The sequence below is a fragment of the Thermomicrobium roseum DSM 5159 genome (assembly GCF_000021685.1).
GTDB lineage: Bacteria > Chloroflexota > Chloroflexia > Thermomicrobiales > Thermomicrobiaceae > Thermomicrobium > Thermomicrobium roseum.
Map to the genome: position 1 here is coordinate 177984 of NC_011959.1, position 16604 is coordinate 194587.

Genomic DNA, 16604 nt, shown 5'->3' on the forward strand with positions numbered 1-16604 from the left:
GGACGCGCCTTCCGCGCTCCCGGTAGAATCGCCCGGGAGGCCGCGCGTGCGGGTCGGGCTGTTGGCATCGCTGTTGAGTCGCCAAGCTGGATACCGGCGTGCCGGTGTGAGCCGGTACATCGAAGCCTTGCTCCAGTATCTTCCGACCGTTGCGACTGACCTGGAACTGGTCGCGACGGTGCCGCGAACGGTGTGGGGACTCGCCCACCAGGATTTCGCGGGTATCGAGTGGCGCCTCACGCGGTGGCCGACCGAGCGTCCGGTGGTGCGTATCGCCTGGGAACAGCTCTGGGCATCGCGCGTGCTGCGCGATTGCGCTGTCGTGCACGGCCCGGTGAACGTTCTTCCGCTCGCGCTCGACCGACCGAGTGTCGTCACGGTGCACGATGTGGCGTTCCTGCACTTCCCCGAGCATTATCCACCAGCCAAGCGCTGGTACCTCCGCGTCATGACCGGCCTGAGTGTGCGACGAGCCCATCGCGTCATCGCGGTCTCCGAGCAGACTCGGCGCGATGTCATTCGGGCCTACGGTATCGAGCCTGGTCGAGTCGTCGTGGTTCCCAACGGGATCGACGCTGGTTGGCAACGAGTCAGGGACGAGGAACTCGCGCATTGGCGGGCAGAACGAGGGCTTCCGGAGCACTTCCTTCTGTTTGTGGGAACGATTCAACCGCGGAAGAATGTGACCACGCTCATCGACGCCTTGGCGAAACTCGATGCAGCGATCGATTGGCCACTGTACATCGTCGGTGCTCCTGGTTGGCGGGAGACTCCGGTCTACCGGCGTGTGCAGGAACGAGGGTTGGCGCAGCGGGTCGTCTTCGTCGGTTACGTCTCGCCGGCGGAGTTGCGGTATTGGTACAGCGCGGCCACGCTCTTCGTCTACCCCTCGCTCTATGAAGGGTTCGGTCTTCCGGTCCTCGAGGCGATGGCCTGCGGAACGCCTGTCATTACGTCCGATCGTTCGGCTTTGCCGGAAGTCGCTGGTGATGCTGCTTGGCTAGTCGACCCGACCGATCCGGCTGCGCTCGCGACGGCGATCGCGACGCTCGCCCGTGATCCAGAACGGCGGATCGCACTCGCTCGTGCGGGGTTCGCTCGTGCGCAGGCATTCTCCTGGGAACGAACCGCGCGCGAGACGGCAGCAGTCTATCGTGCTCTCGGTGTTGGGTTGCTGGATGAGCGAGGAGGAGCGACGGCATGACCGGTGCTGGCCGGCCCCTGCGCGAAGTCGGTGAGGAAGAGTTGATCGAGCAGATCGCTCGTTTGGTCGGCGACCGCTCGAACCGTGTGTCGATCGGGATTGGCGATGACGCTGCTGCTTGGCGCCCGCGAGCAGGGCACGAGCTGGTGATCACGACCGATACGTTGATCGAGCGTGTGCACTTCCGGTTGGAGTGGACGGATTGGGAGGCGCTCGGACACAAATCGCTCGCGGTCAATCTGAGCGACATCGCAGCGATGGGCGCGATCCCGCGCCTGGCCGTGGTCGATCTTGCCGTGCGCGGAACGGAGCGTGATCGGGACATTGCGGACTTCTATCGTGGCGTGCAGGCATTGGCCCGGCGCTTCGGTGTGGCGATCGTCGGGGGTGATACAACGCGCTCGCCGCTCGGGGTAGCCGTCTCGATCACCGTGATCGGTGAGTCGCCGCGCGACGGCCACCGCCTGCTCCGTCGGGATGCCGGCCGGCCCGGTGATCTCATCGGTGTGACCGGCCCGATCGGGCTGGCGGCCGCCGGTCTGCGTGTCCTGGAGCGTGGGCTGAAAACCTTGGACGGGAACCCGGTTATGCAAGAGCATTACCATCGTCCGCAGCCACGCGTACGGGAAGGACTCTTGCTGCGGCGGTGTGGTGTGCGCGCGGCGATGGATATCAGCGATGGCTTATTGGGGGACCTCCAAAAGCTCTGTCGAGCAAGTGGAGTGGCAGCGATCGTCGATCTGGAGCGTGTCCCGGTACCGAACGCGATCAAGTGGGCGTTTCCGGACTGGGAAGAGGTGGCGCTCCGCGGAGGCGACGACTACGAACTGCTCTTCGCCGCTCCCCCGGCTGTGTTCGCACGCGTCGCACGCGCTTTCGCCCGTGCAGGGCTCCTTCCCCCGTGGAAAATCGGTCAACTCGTCGAAGCGGGATCGGCCGGGCCGATCGTCGAGTTGCGGGACGTGACCGGCCGCTGTCGGCCAGCCGATGCACGCGGCTTCGATCACTTCCGCACCGGCTGACCGTGCCGGCTCGACGTGCTAGCATGCCGGGGAGCCTGGTGAGCTGGAGGTGACTCGTGGACAGTGCACGGAGCGAACTCTGCTTCCTCTCGGCGACGGAACTTTTGGATCACTATCGCCGACGGGCCCTTTCACCCGTGGAAGTCGTCGACGCAGTCCTCACGCAGATCGAACGATTGGATCCACACCTGCACGCCTTCCTGACCGTGACCGCCGAGGAGGCACGGCGGCAAGCGCTCGAGGCGGAATACGCCTACGCGCACGGTGAGCACAGACCACTCCTCGGGGTACCAGTCTCGATCAAGGACGTAACACCGGTCGCCGGAGTTCGCTGGACGAGTGGCTCGCTCCTCTGGAAGGACCGGGTGGCGACCGAGGATGCACCGGTGGTCGAGCGACTGCGGGCAGCGGGTGCGATCATCCTGGGGAAAACGAACACGCCGGAACTCGGCTGGAAAGGCGATTCGGGAAATCGCTTGATCGGTCCCACCTCCAATCCCTGGAAGCTCGATCGGACGGCGGGGGGATCGAGCGGCGGTGCCGCGGCGGCTGTGGCTGCCGGCATGGGACCGCTCGCTCAGGGCACTGATGGAGCGGGCTCGATTCGGATTCCGGCATCCTTCTGCGGCATCGTCGGGTTCAAGCCGTCGTTCGGTCGGGTACCGTACTATCCGCCATCGGCTGTCGAGCTCTTGGCTCATGTGGGACCCATGACGCGCACGGTCGCCGATGCAGCGCTCATGCTGTCGGTCATGGCAGGGCCCGATCCGCGCGACCGCCACTCCTTGCCGCTCGAGTGCAGCGACGGCGAAGCGCTCGAACGGGATCTCGCGGGTGCTCGGGTTGCTTGGTTGGGCCGCGTGGGTGACGTGCCGGTGGATCCTGAAGTGGCAGCGATCGCTCGCCGGGCTGTGGCCGTCTTCGAAGACCTCGGCTGCAGCGTCGAGGAGCTGGTGGAGCCGCTGGAGGATCCCTATCCAGTGCTCGACATTCTCTGGTCGGTCGCGATGGCTGCCGTGCACCGCGACGATCTCGACGCTGTCCGCGACCTGCTCGATCCGGGGCGACTGACGGTGATCGAGCACGGCTTGCGCTGGCGCGGTGTCGATGTCGGCTGGGCGCTTGCCGAGCGCAATCGCTACGTCGACCGCTTGCGGCAACGATTGGAGCGATTCGACTTCGTCGTGAGCCCGACCACGCCGGTGACGGCCTTTGCGGCCGGTGCCGATCATCCCGGTCAGATCGCTGGCTATCCGACGACATACCTGAGCTGGACCCCCTTCACCTATCCGTTCAACATCAGTGGCCAACCAGCGATCAGCGTGCCGTGTGGGTGGACGCAGGAGGGACTGCCGGTCGGCCTGCAGATCGTCGGGCGCTGGCGCGCTGACGCGAGCGTGCTGCGGGCCGCGGCCGCGTTCGAGCGTGCCCGGCCGTGGAGCCACCAGCGCCCACCGCTGGCCAGTGGAGGGGAGACAGGATGAGCACGCGTGTTCCCGCGCTCGACCTGGTGAGTCACAGCCCGGACCAGACCCGCCAGATCGCAGCGACGTTGGCGCGGCATGTCCGGGGAGGCGATGTGCTGTTTCTGCAGGGGCCTCTCGGGGCTGGAAAGACGACGTTCGTGCAAGGGTTGGCGCGTGGGCTCGGTATTCGCGAGTACGTGCAGAGCCCGACCTTCATACTCGTCATGGAGCACCGCGGCACTTTGCCCGACGGCCAACCGGTCCGGCTCTATCACGTCGACCTGTACCGGTTGGAAGAGCCGGGTGAGTTGGCGACCTTCGGACTGGAGGATTGCTTGAGCGATCCGGCAGGTATCGTCGTGATCGAGTGGGCAGATCGCTTGCCTCCCAACTGGGTCGAGGAGTATCTCGTCATCCGTTTCGAGCCGCTCGCCGAGAGCAAGCGACGGCTGGCGTTCTATCCGGTCGGTGCCCGCGCGCAGGCGATCATCGAGACGCTCCGGAAGGAGGTAAGCGGTGGAGCGAAGCGATCAACTGCTCCTGGCACTCGATAGCGGCGGGGAGCAGGTAGCGATCGCGCTGTACGACGGGCGCGTCGTCGGAGAACTCCTCTACGACGCCGGGCGCGAGCATACCGCGACTGTTTTGCCACGCATTCGTCAGTTGCTCGCCGAGAATCGGCGAACTATCCGTGATGTCGCAGCGGTCGCCGTCACCACCGGACCGGGGAGCTTCAATGGTCTACGGGTGGGGATGAGTATCGCCAAGGCGCTCTGTTATGCGCTGGACGTACCGCTCATCGGCGTCTTGACGCTCGATGCGCTGGCGTACCCTCATACCGCCTTACCTTACCCGATCCGTGCGTTCGTCGCAGCGGGGCGTGGTCGCGTGGTCTACGCCGATTACCGGCGGCAGGGCGAGATCTGGGTACGGGACTCGTCTTTGCGCTCGGTGCGTCTCCACGAGGTGACGGATGGATTGTTGGGACGCACCGTGCTGACGGGGCATCTCGCGCCCGAGGAAGAGGCGCTGGTACGGTCTCATCCGCTCGTCATTCTTCCTGCTCCAGCGTTGCGCCAGCTTCGTCCTGCCTGGGTGGCCGAACTGGCTTTCCGACGCTGGCAGGCAGGCGAGAGCGATCCGGTGGCTGCGCTGGAGCCGATCTATGTCCACGGGGGCGGGGCAGAGGCCATTCCTTCGGTACAATTGCCGATGAGTTACGATGTCCGACCCGCGCGGGAGTGACAAGGTGGAGGAGCGCACCCAGCAGTCGAGTGCCGATCCGAACAGCACGGTGCGGCGCTACGTCTTGTCCCCGATGCGGAGTTCAGATGTACCCGAAGTGTCCCAGCTCGAGCGGCGATGCTTCTCGAATCCCTGGCCGGAATCAGCGTATTACCGGGAACTCAGGGAGCCGGAGCGTAACTATTACGTCGTTCTGCGTTGGGAGACAGCGCGCAGCGAGGAGGAGCCAGAGCTGGTTGGAGCAACCGGTACGCTGGCTCGCCTGCTGCGGGCAGCCCGCCCGGCGCGCACGAGCGCGCATCCACTCGTCGGCTTCGCTGGGATGTGGGTCATTTACGGTGAAGCACATGTCACCACGATCGGTGTCGCACCGGAGCACCGCGGGTTGGGGCTGGGTGAGGTGTTGTTCTTGACCTTGATCAGCGAAGCGATCCGGCGCGGTGCCGAGTTCGTGACGCTCGAGGTGCGGGTTTCCAATGTGACGGCGCAGTCGCTCTATGCCAAATATGGTTTCACGCGCCGCGGTGTCCGGCCCCGCTATTACAGCGACAATTTGGAGGATGCGTACATCATGACCTCGCCGCCACTCCGTGATCCAACGTACCGGCAGGAATTGGTGGCCTTGCGTGACCGTCTGCTCGAACGGTTGGCCGCGGAAGGGATCGAGATCGTGGAGGAAGCAGCGTGATCATCCTGGGCATCGAAACCTCCTGCGACGAAACCGCTGCAGCCGTCGTCCGAGACGGACGCTTCGTGTTGTCGAACATCATTCGCTCCCAAGTGGATCTCCACCAGCGTTACGGCGGTGTGGTGCCCGAGCTCGCCTCGCGGCGGCACGTGACGAGCATCGTGCCGGTGCTCGATCTCGCCCTGGAACAGGCGGGGATCGGTCCGAGCGCGATCGATGCCATCGCCGTTACCGAGGGGCCGGGGCTAGCGGGCTCGCTGCTCGTCGGCATCAACGTCGCCAAGACGCTCGCCTTCGTGTGGGAGAAGCCGTTGATCCCGGTCAACCATCTGGAGGGTCATATCTACGCCAACTGGCTCACGCTTCCAGGTCAGGACGAAGTGCCGGAACCGACTTTCCCTCTGGTCTGCCTGATCGTCTCCGGCGGGCACACCGAACTCGTGCTCATGCGCGGCCACGGCGACTACGTGCTCCTGGGCCGGACGCTCGACGATGCAGCAGGAGAGGCCTTCGACAAGGCCGCTCGCCTTTTGGGATTGGGTTTTCCGGGTGGACCCGCCATTCAGAAGGCCGCCGAGCAGGGACGGCCGGGTCGATTTTCCCTGCCGCGAGCCTGGCTGGGAGAGAGCTACGATTTCAGCTTCAGCGGCCTGAAGACAGCGTTGTTGCGCGTCCTCGAGCAATACCAGCGACGGCCTGCGCGGCGTGTCGCCGCGGGGCAACCCTTTCCGGAATACGTAGCACCGGAGTACGGGCCGAGCGTGCCGATCGCTGATCTGGCCGCTGAGTTCCAGGCCGCGGTCGTGGAGGTGCTGGCGGAAAAGACCGCGCGGGCTGCGCGCGAGTTCGGCGCGACAATGGTGCTCCTGGCTGGTGGGGTAGCAGCGAATGCCGCGTTGCGGCAACGCTTGCGCGAAATCAGTCCCGTTCCGGTTCGCTATCCGCCTCCTATCCTCTGTACCGACAATGCAGCGATGATCGCCGGTGCTGCCTACTATTTGGCTCAGCGTGGCGTGCGGGCCGATCTCGATCTCGACGTTCATGCGCACTTGCCGCTGGTGACGCGGACACTGCTCCGTGCCGGGGAAGCTTAGGGGATGAGGACGATGGCGACGGTGCGGCAGGTGGCAGTGGCGGCAGCACTCTCCGCTGGCCGGTTGTTGCGCGAACGGCTCGGGCGGGTCCGCGAGATCCGCTACAAGGGAGCGGTCAACCTGGTGACCGAAGTGGATATCGCCAGCGAACGACTGATCGTGGAAACGATCCAGGCAGCCTTCCCCGAGCACGCGTTCTTCACCGAGGAAGGAACGGGCAGTGCGTCGCTGGATGCGCCCGCGCTCTGGGTCATCGATCCCCTTGATGGGACGACCAACTATGCTCACGGGTACCCGATGTTTTGTGTCTCGATCGCGTTTCTCTGCGAGGGAGAGCCGGAGTTTGCGGTCGTGTACCAGCCAGTTCTGGACGAGCTGTTCATCGCTGAGCGAGGGGTGGGAGCATTTTTGAACGGGGAGCGGCTCCGCGTTTCCCAGCATGCGGATCTGCATAGCGCGCTCTTGGCGACTGGTTTCCCGTACGATCGCGAGCGACGACGCGAGGCCCTCGCTGCTTTCGCACGCTTCACGCTGACGGCTCGGGCAGTGCGGCGAGACGGGAGCGCAGCTTTGAACCTCGCCTACGTTGCTGCTGGCCGTTTCGATGGTTTTTGGGAGCAGGAACTTTCCCCGTGGGATACAGCAGCGGGAACGCTCCTGGTCACCGAAGCTGGCGGGCGCGTGACTGATTACGATGGGCAACCGTATCGACTGACCCAGGGCACCTGTGTCGCGTCGAACGGGCTCATCCACGACGCGATGTTGGACCTGATCCGTCGCGACGATCGAGGTGGTGCGTGACGACCGAGCCTACTGTCCTCATCACTTCACGCCGCTTTCTCGAACACGAAACCGGCGATCATCCTGAGCGTCCAGCTCGCTTGGAAGCCATTCTGCAGTTGCTCGAGCGGACAGGGCGGCTCGACAACCGTCCGGTTATCGAGCCGGATCCGGCGGACGAGGAAACGATCGCGCTCATCCATGATCGAGCGTATATCGTGGAACTGCGGGAGTTCGCGGCACGGGGCGGAGGCTGGCTCGATGCCGATACCATTGTTTCTCCGCGCTCGTTCGAAGTAGCGCGACTCGCCGTCGGTGCGGTCGTGCAGGCGGTCGAATCGGTGTTGTCCGGGCAAGCGAGGCGAGTCTTCGCCTTGATTCGCCCGCCGGGCCATCATGCCGAACCGGAGCGCGGGATGGGCTTTTGCCTCTTCAACAACATCGCGGTCGCCGCACAGTATGCCCTGGAGCGGTACGGCTTGCGCCGAATCGCGATCATCGACTGGGACGTCCATCACGGCAACGGCACGCAGGCAGCGTTTTATCGAACGGATCGGGTGTTTTTCGTCTCGCTTCACCAGTGGCCGCTCTACCCGGGTACTGGCCGGGCAGAGGAGATCGGTGAGGGGCCCGGGCGCGGCTATACGCTCAACATTCCGCTCGCACCGGGCAGCGACGACCAGGTGTATCTCGCGGCGTTCGCCAACGAGATCGAGCCCCGCCTGGCGGCCTACCGACCGGAACTCGTCATGGTGTCAGCGGGGTACGACGCGCACTATGCCGACCCGTTGGCAGCGATGGCCGTGACCGAGCACGGTTTCGCTGCGATGGCGTCACAAGTCCGCGCGATCGCGGAGGTCTGGTGTGACGGGCGGCTCGTTCTCGCTCTGGAGGGTGGTTACAATCTGAGCGCGCTCGCCTCGAGCGTTGCGGCAACCCTCGATGCGCTCGACACAGATGGTCGAGCTGAACGCTGATCGTGAGGCGTACCATGGTGATCGTCGTCGTCGATTATGGAGCCGGCAATCTCGCGAGTGTGGTCAATGCGCTGGAGCGGATCGGCGCACCGGTGATCGTCAGTCGCCATCCCGCACCGCTCGAGCGAGCAGACGGCGTCATCGTTCCGGGTGTGGGTGCTGCGGCGGACACGATGCGGCATCTCGAGGAACTTGGGCTCGTGCCGGCTCTCCGTGCCGCAATCGAACGTGGTATTCCCTTCCTCGGAATCTGCATGGGACTGCAGGTTTTGTTGGAGGTCAGTTACGAGGGAGGTGAGCACCGCTGCCTGGGGATCGTTCCCGGTGTGGTGCGTCGCTTGCCCGAGGGGATCACTGTTCCCCATATGGGTTGGAACGAGGTCTGGTTGCGCTCTTCTCACCCGCTCTTCGCTGGAATTCCCGATGGGACGGACTTTTACTTCGTGCACTCCTTCTATGCTGAGCCGAGCGATTCCTCATGGATATTGGGTGAGACCGATTACGGGGTGCGCTTTGCCAGCGTGCTCGCTCGAGACAACGTCATGGCCACCCAGTTCCATCCGGAGAAGAGCGGGTTCTGGGGGTTGCGGATGCTCGCGAACTTTGTCGATCTCGTCGAACGAACGCGTGGCGGTTTACCGTTGGAGGCACCGGTGTGATCGTCATCCCGGCGATCGATCTCCGCGAAGGGCGTTGCGTCCGCCTCTTCCGGGGTGACTTCGCCCGTGCGACTGTGTACAGTGACGATCCGATCGAGATGGCACAGCGCTGGGCCTCGGCTGGTGCGCGCTGGCTCCACGTCGTCGATCTCGACGGCGCGCGGCTCGGCCAACCAGTGCAACACGAACTCATCGAGCGAGTGATCCGGGCGGTGCCTGACGTCGCGGTACAGGTCGGAGGCGGGGTGCGCACGCTGGATGCGGTCGAACGCCTCCTCGTAGGTGGTGCGGCCCGAGTCGTGATCGGGACGGCGGCACTGGAGCGCCCGGATATGCTGCGCGAGGCGCTCGCGCGGTTCGGTGTCGAACGAGTGGTCGTCGCGGTCGATTCTCGTGACGGCTGGGTTGCGACACACGGGTGGGAAACCGTGCAAGCGATCCGGGTGGAAGAGGTGGTCCACCGTGTGGTGCTGCTGGGGGTGCGGCGGGTACTGGCGACTGATGTGACGCGCGATGGCACGTTGACGCGTCCGAATCTCGAACTGATGGGACGGTTGGCGGCGCTGGGCGTGACGGTGATCGCTTCCGGCGGGGTGGGAAGTCGATCGGATCTGGAAGCGCTCGCTCGCGTACCGGGTGTCGAAGCAGCCATCGTGGGGCGTGCGCTGTACGAGGGAAGAGTTCGTTTCGAACGACCGGAGGACTGGGTCATCGGAGCGGAGGCGGCGTGATGGAGCGGCGTCCCGATCAGCCCGACTTCATCCAGCAGGTCCGCGAAGAAGAGCGCCGCCGTCGCGAGGAAGCGCGCCAGCAGGCGATGCAGAGTCAAGTGGATGAGCTGCGGCATCGTGTGCGGGAGTTGGCGGCTCGGCTCCTGCGGCTCGAGGAGGAAGTCAAGGCAGCCGAGGCGGATTGGGCTGAGCAACGCCATGCACTGGAGCAACATCGCCACGAGACGCAGCAGGCACAGCAGGCCCGGCAACTCGAGGAGGCACGTTTTCGTCAGCAGCTGGCGGAACTGGCTTTGCGGCTCGATGAGGTTGCTCGCCCGATCCGCACGTTACAAGCGCAGGTTGCCGAGCTTCTCGAGGCTGTTCGCCGGCAACGCGACGATACTGGGCAAGACACGCGGCGTTATGATGAGCTGCGGATCTTGATCGAGCATCTGGCTGCCCATATCGAGCGCCTCTCAGCGACCGATCAGTCCCTGCGTGGCGGATTGGAGGCCGTCACGACCGAGGTCGAGCGGCTCGGTCGCGAAGTCACCCGTTTGCACGATGCCATCCGCATCGTCGAGCAGGACGTTCGGCGACGGGTCGCGGAAGCGATGCAAGTGATCGAGACGTTGCAGGTCCAGCTGAAGGAGGGTGCCTCGCGCGACAGCCAGTTAGCGGAGGAACTCGAGCGCGTGCAGGAGTTCCTCGCGGCGGTTCCCCAGCAGTTCGACGACCTCCGGTCAGTTGCCCAGCGGCTCGGGGCCGATATCGAGCGAGTACGGAGCCACAGTAGCGAGCGGGACGATCTGCTCCTGGAGCGAGTGGAAGAGATCCGGCAACAGTTCGATCAAGCCTTGCGGGATCTCGCCGCAGTGAGCGATCAGCGGGCCGAGCGGGTTCAGGCTGAATTCGAGACTCTGCAAGCAGTCGACCGCGAGTTGCGCTACCGGATCGATCTCATCGAGGTGCGGCTGGACGAGCTACGCGAAATTGACCGCCAGCTGCGTGCCGAACTGTGGCGCCTCCTCGAGCAACGAGTGCGCTTGCACTTCGAGCAAGCCCAGCAGGAACTCGAACAGTTCATCGAGCAGCGACAGCGGGCGGAGCGCGGAGAAGGACCGGTTTCCTGATGCTGAAGCGGCGGATCATCCCCTGCCTCGATGTCACCGCTGGGCGTGTCGTCAAGGGAGTGCAGTTTCTCGACTTGCGCGATGCCGGTGATCCGGTCGAACTCGCGGCGCGGTACGATGCCGAAGGTGCTGACGAGCTCGTCTTCTTGGATATCACGGCCTCCGCGGAGGGGCGCGAGACGATGGTGGAGGTCGTTCGGCGGACAGCCAAGGAAGTGTTCATCCCGCTGACGGTCGGTGGAGGAGTGCGAACACCAGCAGACATGTATCGACTCCTCCGCGCTGGTGCGGACAAGGTGAGCGTCAACACGGCAGCTGTTCTCGACCCGGATCTGATCCGGGTTTGTGCGCAGCGGTTCGGGAGTCAGTGCGTCGTCCTGGCGATCGACGCGCGTCGCCGGCCTGAGGGCGGGTGGGAAGTCTATACCCACGGGGGACGCCGGCCGACCGGACTCGATGTGATCGAGTGGGCCAAGCAGGGGGTGTCGCTCGGCGCTGGCGAGATCTTGTTGACGAGCATGGATACCGATGGGACGCAGCAGGGCTATGATCTCGCACTCCTGCGCGCGGTGGTCGATGCAGTGGGTGTGCCGGTCATCGCGTCCGGTGGTGCGGGCACGCTGGAACACCTCTACCAGGCGCTGACGATGGGTGGCGCGCATGCTGTCCTGGCTGCGTCGATCTTCCATTTCGGCCGGTATAGCGTCGCTGAGGCCAAGCGCTATCTCGCTGCTCGGGGTGTGCCGGTGCGGCATGTCTCGGTCGAGTTCACCCCATCGTGACCAGGAGTCACGACCATCCTCTCTGCCGAATCCGCACAAATGTCCTATGTCACCCCTTGACAGCGCCGACGCGTGCATGGTAGTCTGCGGGCGAACGGGCGCGGCAGGCGAGGCCGCGTCCGGACGGGGGATCGCAGGAAGCCGTCTCTCGGCTCTCCTGATACGGTGCGGCGGTGTCGGCCGCGCCGAGCGTGATGCGGTCGTCATCTGGGAAGGGGAGTTCGATTGGGGAAGAGACGACTCCCGCTGTGGTTCGTTGCCTCGTATTGCGCGTTCCTCGCCGCGATCTTCGCATTCTCCCCTGTTCTCGCTACCAATGACCTCGTCACGGGTGCGCTTGGGCAAGTGAGTGGCACCAACGGTGACGGTGTGAATGTCCGGGCCGAACCAGGACTCGGCGCGTCGCGGGTCGGTGGGCTCCCGGAAGGGGCACGCGTTCGTGTTGTGGAGGGGCCGCGGGCGGCGAGCGATGGGACGACCTGGTACCGAATCGAGAACGGTGGGATGACCGGCTGGGTTTTGGCCGATTACTTGGCTCGAGCGGTGCCCGTTGCTGGCGACACGGTACTCGTAACGGGGACTGGTGGCTATGGTCTCCGGTTGCGAGAGACAGCGGGATTGGAAAGTCGCGTTCTCGCGATCATGCCCGAGGGCGGGCGCGCGGTCGCGACCGGTTCCCCGGTGCAGGATGCAGCTGGAACGTCCTGGGTCCCGGTGCGCCACGAGGGGGTCGACGGTTATGCAGCCCTGGCCTATCTGGTCGTGGTGGAGGGTGATTCCACTCCGGTGGCCCAGGCGCAGCCGATCGCGAACACGCCCACCATCCGTGTCGGTGGCAATGTCGAGGTCGTGAATACCGATGGACAGGGAGTGAATGTCCGGCAAGGTCCGGGCTATGGGCGACCTGTCGCCGCGGTCGCTCCGGAAGGGGCGGTCATGCGGGTCATCGGTGGTCCGCAGACCGACGGGCAGGGGATCACCTGGTGGCAGGTCGACTATCGCGGCTTGCAGGGCTGGGCGCACGGTGGTTATCTGGCACCGACCGATCGTGAACCAGGTGCGCCAGCCGCGACGCCGGCCGAAGCTGCGCCGCAGTCTAATCCGGTGCCAACGACTCCAGCACCGCCGAGTACGGTGGGCGATGCGATCGTGGCGACCGCCATGCAGTATTTGGGGCGGCCCTACGCCTGGGGTGGAACCACGCCAGCCGGCTTCGATTGCTCCGGCTTCGTCTACTTCGTCGTCAACCAGGTGCTGGGTGGTGGCTTCCCGCGCAGCCTCGAAGCACAGGCGGTGAGTGGCGTCTCGGTGGACCCGAACCAACTGCAGCCGGGTGATCTCGTGTTCTTCCAGAACACCTATAAGTGGGGCCTGTCGCATGTCGGGATCTACATCGGCAATGGCCGGTTCATTCATGCGGAAAATTACGGGACGGGAGTGACGATCAGCGAACTCTGGGGCGACTATTACGGACCCCGTTTCTATACCGCACGGCGCGTCGGGACCTGAGACGTACGCTCGAACAGCCGATCCGGACGGCCAGGTGGGATCTCACCTGGCCGTTCCATTTCGGCGCACTTTCGAGCGGACAGTGCCAACGATCGAGAGGCGGAGCGAGGCGTCGATTTCGCGCTCCAGGAAGACGGACGCGCCGACGCGCAGCGGCAGGATTCTCAGGGTAGTCGACGAGTGCAACGGCACCCTCTGACGGATGAGTGGAGGGCGTCGTCTCGCTGGGTCGGCCCGCTCAATGGGCAAGACGGGGTTCCTGCTGTGCTGCTGGCTCCAGCTTCTACCGCTCTGATGGCGAGTTTCGGCGTGCCCGGAACCATGAGCGAGCCGACGCTCGGACGCAGACGCTGGCCGGTTTTCGCCGAGGTGATGACGTGCTCAAGCACTGGTCGGGCGAGTCGGAATATCGCGGCGGAGCGCGACCAGAGCGGCGAGCAGGAAGGCGAAGCTGTAGGCTGCCAGAACGACGGCTGCGCGCCAGGGGTGAAGATCACCGGACGTCGCCTGTTCGGCGAGACCAGTCGGTAGGAAAGCGCGCGTGTTGAGCGCCTGGAGCGTGGAAGCGTTCTGACCGAGCAGGGTCCAATCGAGCAGCGTGAAGAGCCAGGAAAACCCGCTGTCCTCGATCATCGGCCGGAGAAGTTGCAGGACGCCGAGGCCGACTTGCTCGACGATGACGTATGCCAGCACCATACCCATTGCCAGGGCCGAGGAACGGAAGACGAGAGCGATAGCGAGCGCGGCCAGAACGTAGGGAACCGTGGCCCAGTAGGCGCGCAGAAGGGCCAGCAGGAACTCGCGCCAGTCGCGCTGGAGCCATTCCAGCGGAATTTGCCCATGATGGAGCTGGGACGCGATCGCACCGAGGACGAGTCCTACTACGGTGGTCGCGATGAGGTAGAGCAGCGCGACGACGAGCGCGACGAGTGCTTTCGCGAGGACGAACCGCGTGCGCGAGGCACCGCGGGCGAGGAGCGGGACGATCGTGCCCCAGGCGAACTCGGTACCAGCGAAACTGGCCGCGACGACGAGCAGCGCGAAGATACCAGTGCTGGGCAGGAAGTTGACGCTGTCCGCGATGGCTCCAGGCAAGGTCACGAGATCCGCGAAAAGATTCGTGGGCATCTCTTGGCCCGGTGCGGACGGGAGGGAAACGAAGGAGAGGGCGATCAAGAGAAGACGGAGGGTGGCCATGATGGCGAGCAGGATACCGAGCGCGATCCAGGTCATCGGCCGTCGCGTCACTTTGAACCATTCCGCGGCGATGAGCGCACGCATGCCGTAATCCTCCGCTACCGCTCGCGCGTCAGTTCGACGAAGGCAGTAACGAGGTCTCCCTCGAGTGGACGCAACTCGCGCAGGTAGAGTTCATGGTGCACCAGGAAGGCGCTGAGTTCCGGTAAACGTTCGGAGGGCAAATGGACGATGAGATGGTCGTCTCGGCGCTCGACGCCGCGGATCCAGTCTGGACGGGCCGGTCCACTGAGGAGAAGGAGGGCACGATCGTCGGCGACTGTCCGGACCAGCACGGGCAATTCGCTTGGCCGGAGAAGTCGTTCGATGTGACTATCCTCGATCAGCCGTCCGCGATGGATGATGATCACGCGCTGGCAGAGTTCCTGGACGTCGCGCAAGAGGTGGCTCGAGAGCAGGATCGTCTTGCCGCGGGCGACGAGTTCGCGCAAGAGATCGTGGACACGTTGTTGACCGTACGGGTCGAGTCCGTTGGTCGGTTCGTCGAGCAGCAGAAGATCAGGGTCGGCCAGCAGCGCGTTGGCGAGGGAGAGCATCTGGCGCATGCCCTGGGAGTAGGTCCGGAACGGATGTCGAGCGTGTTCCAGCAGGCCGACGCGCTCGAGGAGATGGTCGATCTCGGCGGGGTCAGCTCCATAAACACGCGCCATCACCGATAGGTTTTGGCGGGCGTCGAGATACGGATAAAAGCTGGCGACTTCGGGCGTGAGTCCGACGCGCCGAAGTTGCTCGCGGCTCTCGGCCAACGGGCGACCGAACAAGACGATCCGGCCCGCGGTGGGCCGGATCAAACCAGCGATCATCGACAACGTCGTCGTCTTGCCGGCACCATTCGGTCCGAGGAGACCAACGAGTTCGCCACGTCCGAGGGAGAAACTCAGATTATCGACTGCCGTGCGGCTACCGAACCGTTTCGTGAGCCCCTCGACGACGAGGATCGTTTCACTCGTCACTGAATCGGCCTTTCGCAGGGCAGCAGTGATGTGCCGCGGGACGCCTATACATCGAAGAGTGTCGGGACAGCCGATTCGGCGTCGGACTCCTCTGCTGCGCTTCCATCGTACTGGATACGTCCGCGCAATTCAGGTGCTGCTTGGCGGATCCGCTGCTCGATCTCCCGCATGAGTTCGGGATTGGCCTTGAGGAACGCCTTGGCGTTCTCGCGACCCTGGCCGAGCCGTTCCTCGCCGAGATAGTACCAGGCACCGCTCTTGCGGATGATGCCGAGATCGGTTGCCACGTCCAGCAGGTTGCCGGCCACCGAAATGCCCTCGTTGTACATGATGTCGAACTCGGCCTGGCGGAACGGCGGGGCGACCTTGTTCTTGACGACCTTGACCCGGACACGCGTGCCGACGGTCTCGTTTCCTTCCTTTATGGCGTCGACCTTGCGGATATCCAGGCGAACCGAGGCGTAGAACTTGAGTGCATTGCCACCGGTCGTCGTCTCAGGGTTGCCATACATGACACCGATCTTCATGCGGAGCTGATTGATGAAGATGACGGCGGTCTTCGAGCGACTGATCGCCCCCGTGAGTTTGCGCAATGCCTGGCTCATCAGCCGTGCCTGCAGGCCGACATGAGCATCACCCATCTCGCCCTCGATCTCGGCGCGTGGGACCAGTGCAGCGACCGAGTCGATCACGACGACGTCCACCGCGCCCGAGCGCACCAGCGTTTCGGTGATCTCCAGCGCTTGCTCACCGGTGTCCGGCTGCGAGATCAAGAGGTTGTCCAGATCGACACCGAGGCGCTCAGCATAGACAGGATCGAAGGCGTGTTCGGCGTCGATGTACGCGGCGATACCACCCATCCGCTGGGCCTGGGCGATCACGTGGAGGGCGAGCGTCGTCTTTCCGCTCGACTCGGGACCGAAGATCTCGGTAATTCGACCGCGCGGAATCCCACCGACTCCGAGTGCGAGGTCGAGGGCGATCGCACCGGTCGGAATGACATCGACCTGGAGCTTGGATGGGTCCTCGCCCATCCGCATGATGGCGCCTTTGCCGAAGCTGCGCTCGATTTGAGAGATCGCGAGTTCCAGTGCCTTTTGCCGATCCATCGCTGCCGCCTTC

The 16604-nt window shown here is 64.6% G+C and carries 17 protein-coding genes; 14 read left to right on the plus strand and 3 right to left on the minus strand.

What is annotated here, in order from left to right:
* The first annotated feature begins 46 nt into the window (after positions 1 to 46).
* From TRD_RS00825 to TRD_RS00890, 14 genes are all read left to right on the plus strand, one after another.
* Positions 47 to 1204, plus strand: a complete 1158-nt coding sequence (locus tag TRD_RS00825; protein WP_012641584.1) for a glycosyltransferase family 4 protein — start codon at positions 47 to 49, stop codon at positions 1202 to 1204.
* Positions 1201 to 2226: a thiamine-phosphate kinase gene (thiL, locus tag TRD_RS00830; RefSeq protein ID WP_012641585.1), complete on the plus strand. Its 1026-nt coding sequence runs from the start codon at positions 1201 to 1203 to the stop codon at positions 2224 to 2226. The genes TRD_RS00825 and thiL overlap by 4 nt, the downstream gene beginning before the upstream one ends.
* 56 nt (positions 2227 to 2282) lie before the next feature.
* The gene (locus TRD_RS00835) at positions 2283 to 3710 is read left to right on the plus strand and encodes an amidase (protein ID WP_012641586.1); all 1428 of its coding nucleotides are present in this window, start codon (positions 2283 to 2285) and stop codon (positions 3708 to 3710) included.
* On the plus strand, positions 3707 to 4246 hold the full coding sequence (tsaE, locus tag TRD_RS00840) for a tRNA (adenosine(37)-N6)-threonylcarbamoyltransferase complex ATPase subunit type 1 TsaE (RefSeq protein ID WP_012641587.1): 540 nt from the start codon (positions 3707 to 3709) through the stop codon (positions 4244 to 4246). The genes TRD_RS00835 and tsaE overlap by 4 nt, the downstream gene beginning before the upstream one ends.
* Positions 4209 to 4937 carry a tRNA (adenosine(37)-N6)-threonylcarbamoyltransferase complex dimerization subunit type 1 TsaB gene (tsaB, locus tag TRD_RS00845; protein ID WP_012641588.1) on the plus strand — a complete coding sequence of 243 codons (729 nt, stop codon included), beginning with the start codon at positions 4209 to 4211 and terminating at the stop codon, positions 4935 to 4937. The genes tsaE and tsaB overlap by 38 nt, the downstream gene beginning before the upstream one ends.
* Positions 4938 to 4941: 4 nt before the next feature.
* Positions 4942 to 5625 carry a ribosomal protein S18-alanine N-acetyltransferase gene (rimI, locus tag TRD_RS00850; protein WP_226980703.1) on the plus strand — a complete coding sequence of 228 codons (684 nt, stop codon included), beginning with the start codon at positions 4942 to 4944 and terminating at the stop codon, positions 5623 to 5625.
* Positions 5622 to 6719: a tRNA (adenosine(37)-N6)-threonylcarbamoyltransferase complex transferase subunit TsaD gene (gene tsaD / locus TRD_RS00855; RefSeq protein WP_012641590.1), complete on the plus strand. Its 1098-nt coding sequence runs from the start codon at positions 5622 to 5624 to the stop codon at positions 6717 to 6719. The genes rimI and tsaD overlap by 4 nt, the downstream gene beginning before the upstream one ends.
* Positions 6720 to 6722: 3 nt before the next feature.
* Positions 6723 to 7520: an inositol monophosphatase family protein gene (locus TRD_RS00860; RefSeq protein ID WP_012641591.1), complete on the plus strand. Its 798-nt coding sequence runs from the start codon at positions 6723 to 6725 to the stop codon at positions 7518 to 7520.
* Complete coding sequence (locus tag TRD_RS00865; protein WP_012641592.1) at positions 7517 to 8476, plus strand: histone deacetylase family protein; 960 nt, start codon at positions 7517 to 7519, stop codon at positions 8474 to 8476. Before TRD_RS00860 ends, TRD_RS00865 begins: the two co-directional genes overlap by 4 nt.
* A gap of 17 nt (positions 8477 to 8493) precedes the next feature.
* Complete coding sequence (gene hisH, locus TRD_RS00870; RefSeq protein ID WP_052294097.1) at positions 8494 to 9135, plus strand: imidazole glycerol phosphate synthase subunit HisH; 642 nt, start codon at positions 8494 to 8496, stop codon at positions 9133 to 9135.
* A complete protein-coding gene (gene hisA / locus TRD_RS00875; protein ID WP_012641594.1) occupies positions 9132 to 9866 on the plus strand; it encodes a 1-(5-phosphoribosyl)-5-[(5-phosphoribosylamino)methylideneamino]imidazole-4-carboxamide isomerase in 735 nt (244 codons plus the stop codon). The genes hisH and hisA overlap by 4 nt, the downstream gene beginning before the upstream one ends.
* Complete coding sequence (locus TRD_RS00880; RefSeq protein ID WP_041435867.1) at positions 9866 to 10981, plus strand: coiled-coil domain-containing protein; 1116 nt, start codon at positions 9866 to 9868, stop codon at positions 10979 to 10981. The genes hisA and TRD_RS00880 overlap by 1 nt, the downstream gene beginning before the upstream one ends.
* The gene (gene hisF / locus TRD_RS00885) at positions 10981 to 11763 is read left to right on the plus strand and encodes an imidazole glycerol phosphate synthase subunit HisF (RefSeq protein WP_012641596.1); all 783 of its coding nucleotides are present in this window, start codon (positions 10981 to 10983) and stop codon (positions 11761 to 11763) included. The genes TRD_RS00880 and hisF overlap by 1 nt, the downstream gene beginning before the upstream one ends.
* Before the next feature lie 225 nt (positions 11764 to 11988).
* Positions 11989 to 13272: a C40 family peptidase gene (locus TRD_RS00890; RefSeq protein ID WP_012641597.1), complete on the plus strand. Its 1284-nt coding sequence runs from the start codon at positions 11989 to 11991 to the stop codon at positions 13270 to 13272.
* A gap of 381 nt (positions 13273 to 13653) precedes the next feature.
* On the opposite strand, the gene TRD_RS00895 is transcribed toward TRD_RS00890, so the two are convergent.
* From TRD_RS00895 to recA, 3 genes are read right to left on the minus strand one after another with little or no spacing between them, the layout of a single operon-like run.
* Positions 13654 to 14553, minus strand: coding sequence for an ABC transporter permease (locus TRD_RS00895; RefSeq protein ID WP_012641599.1), 900 nt, complete (start codon positions 14551 to 14553; stop codon positions 13654 to 13656).
* A 14-nt stretch (positions 14554 to 14567) separates the two neighbouring features.
* A complete protein-coding gene (locus tag TRD_RS00900) occupies positions 14568 to 15482 on the minus strand; it encodes an ABC transporter ATP-binding protein (RefSeq protein ID WP_012641600.1) in 915 nt (304 codons plus the stop codon).
* A 44-nt stretch (positions 15483 to 15526) separates the two neighbouring features.
* On the minus strand, positions 15527 to 16591 hold the full coding sequence (recA, locus tag TRD_RS00905; RefSeq protein ID WP_012641601.1) for a recombinase RecA: 1065 nt from the start codon (positions 16589 to 16591) through the stop codon (positions 15527 to 15529).
* Positions 16592 to 16604: the final 13 nt, after the last annotated feature.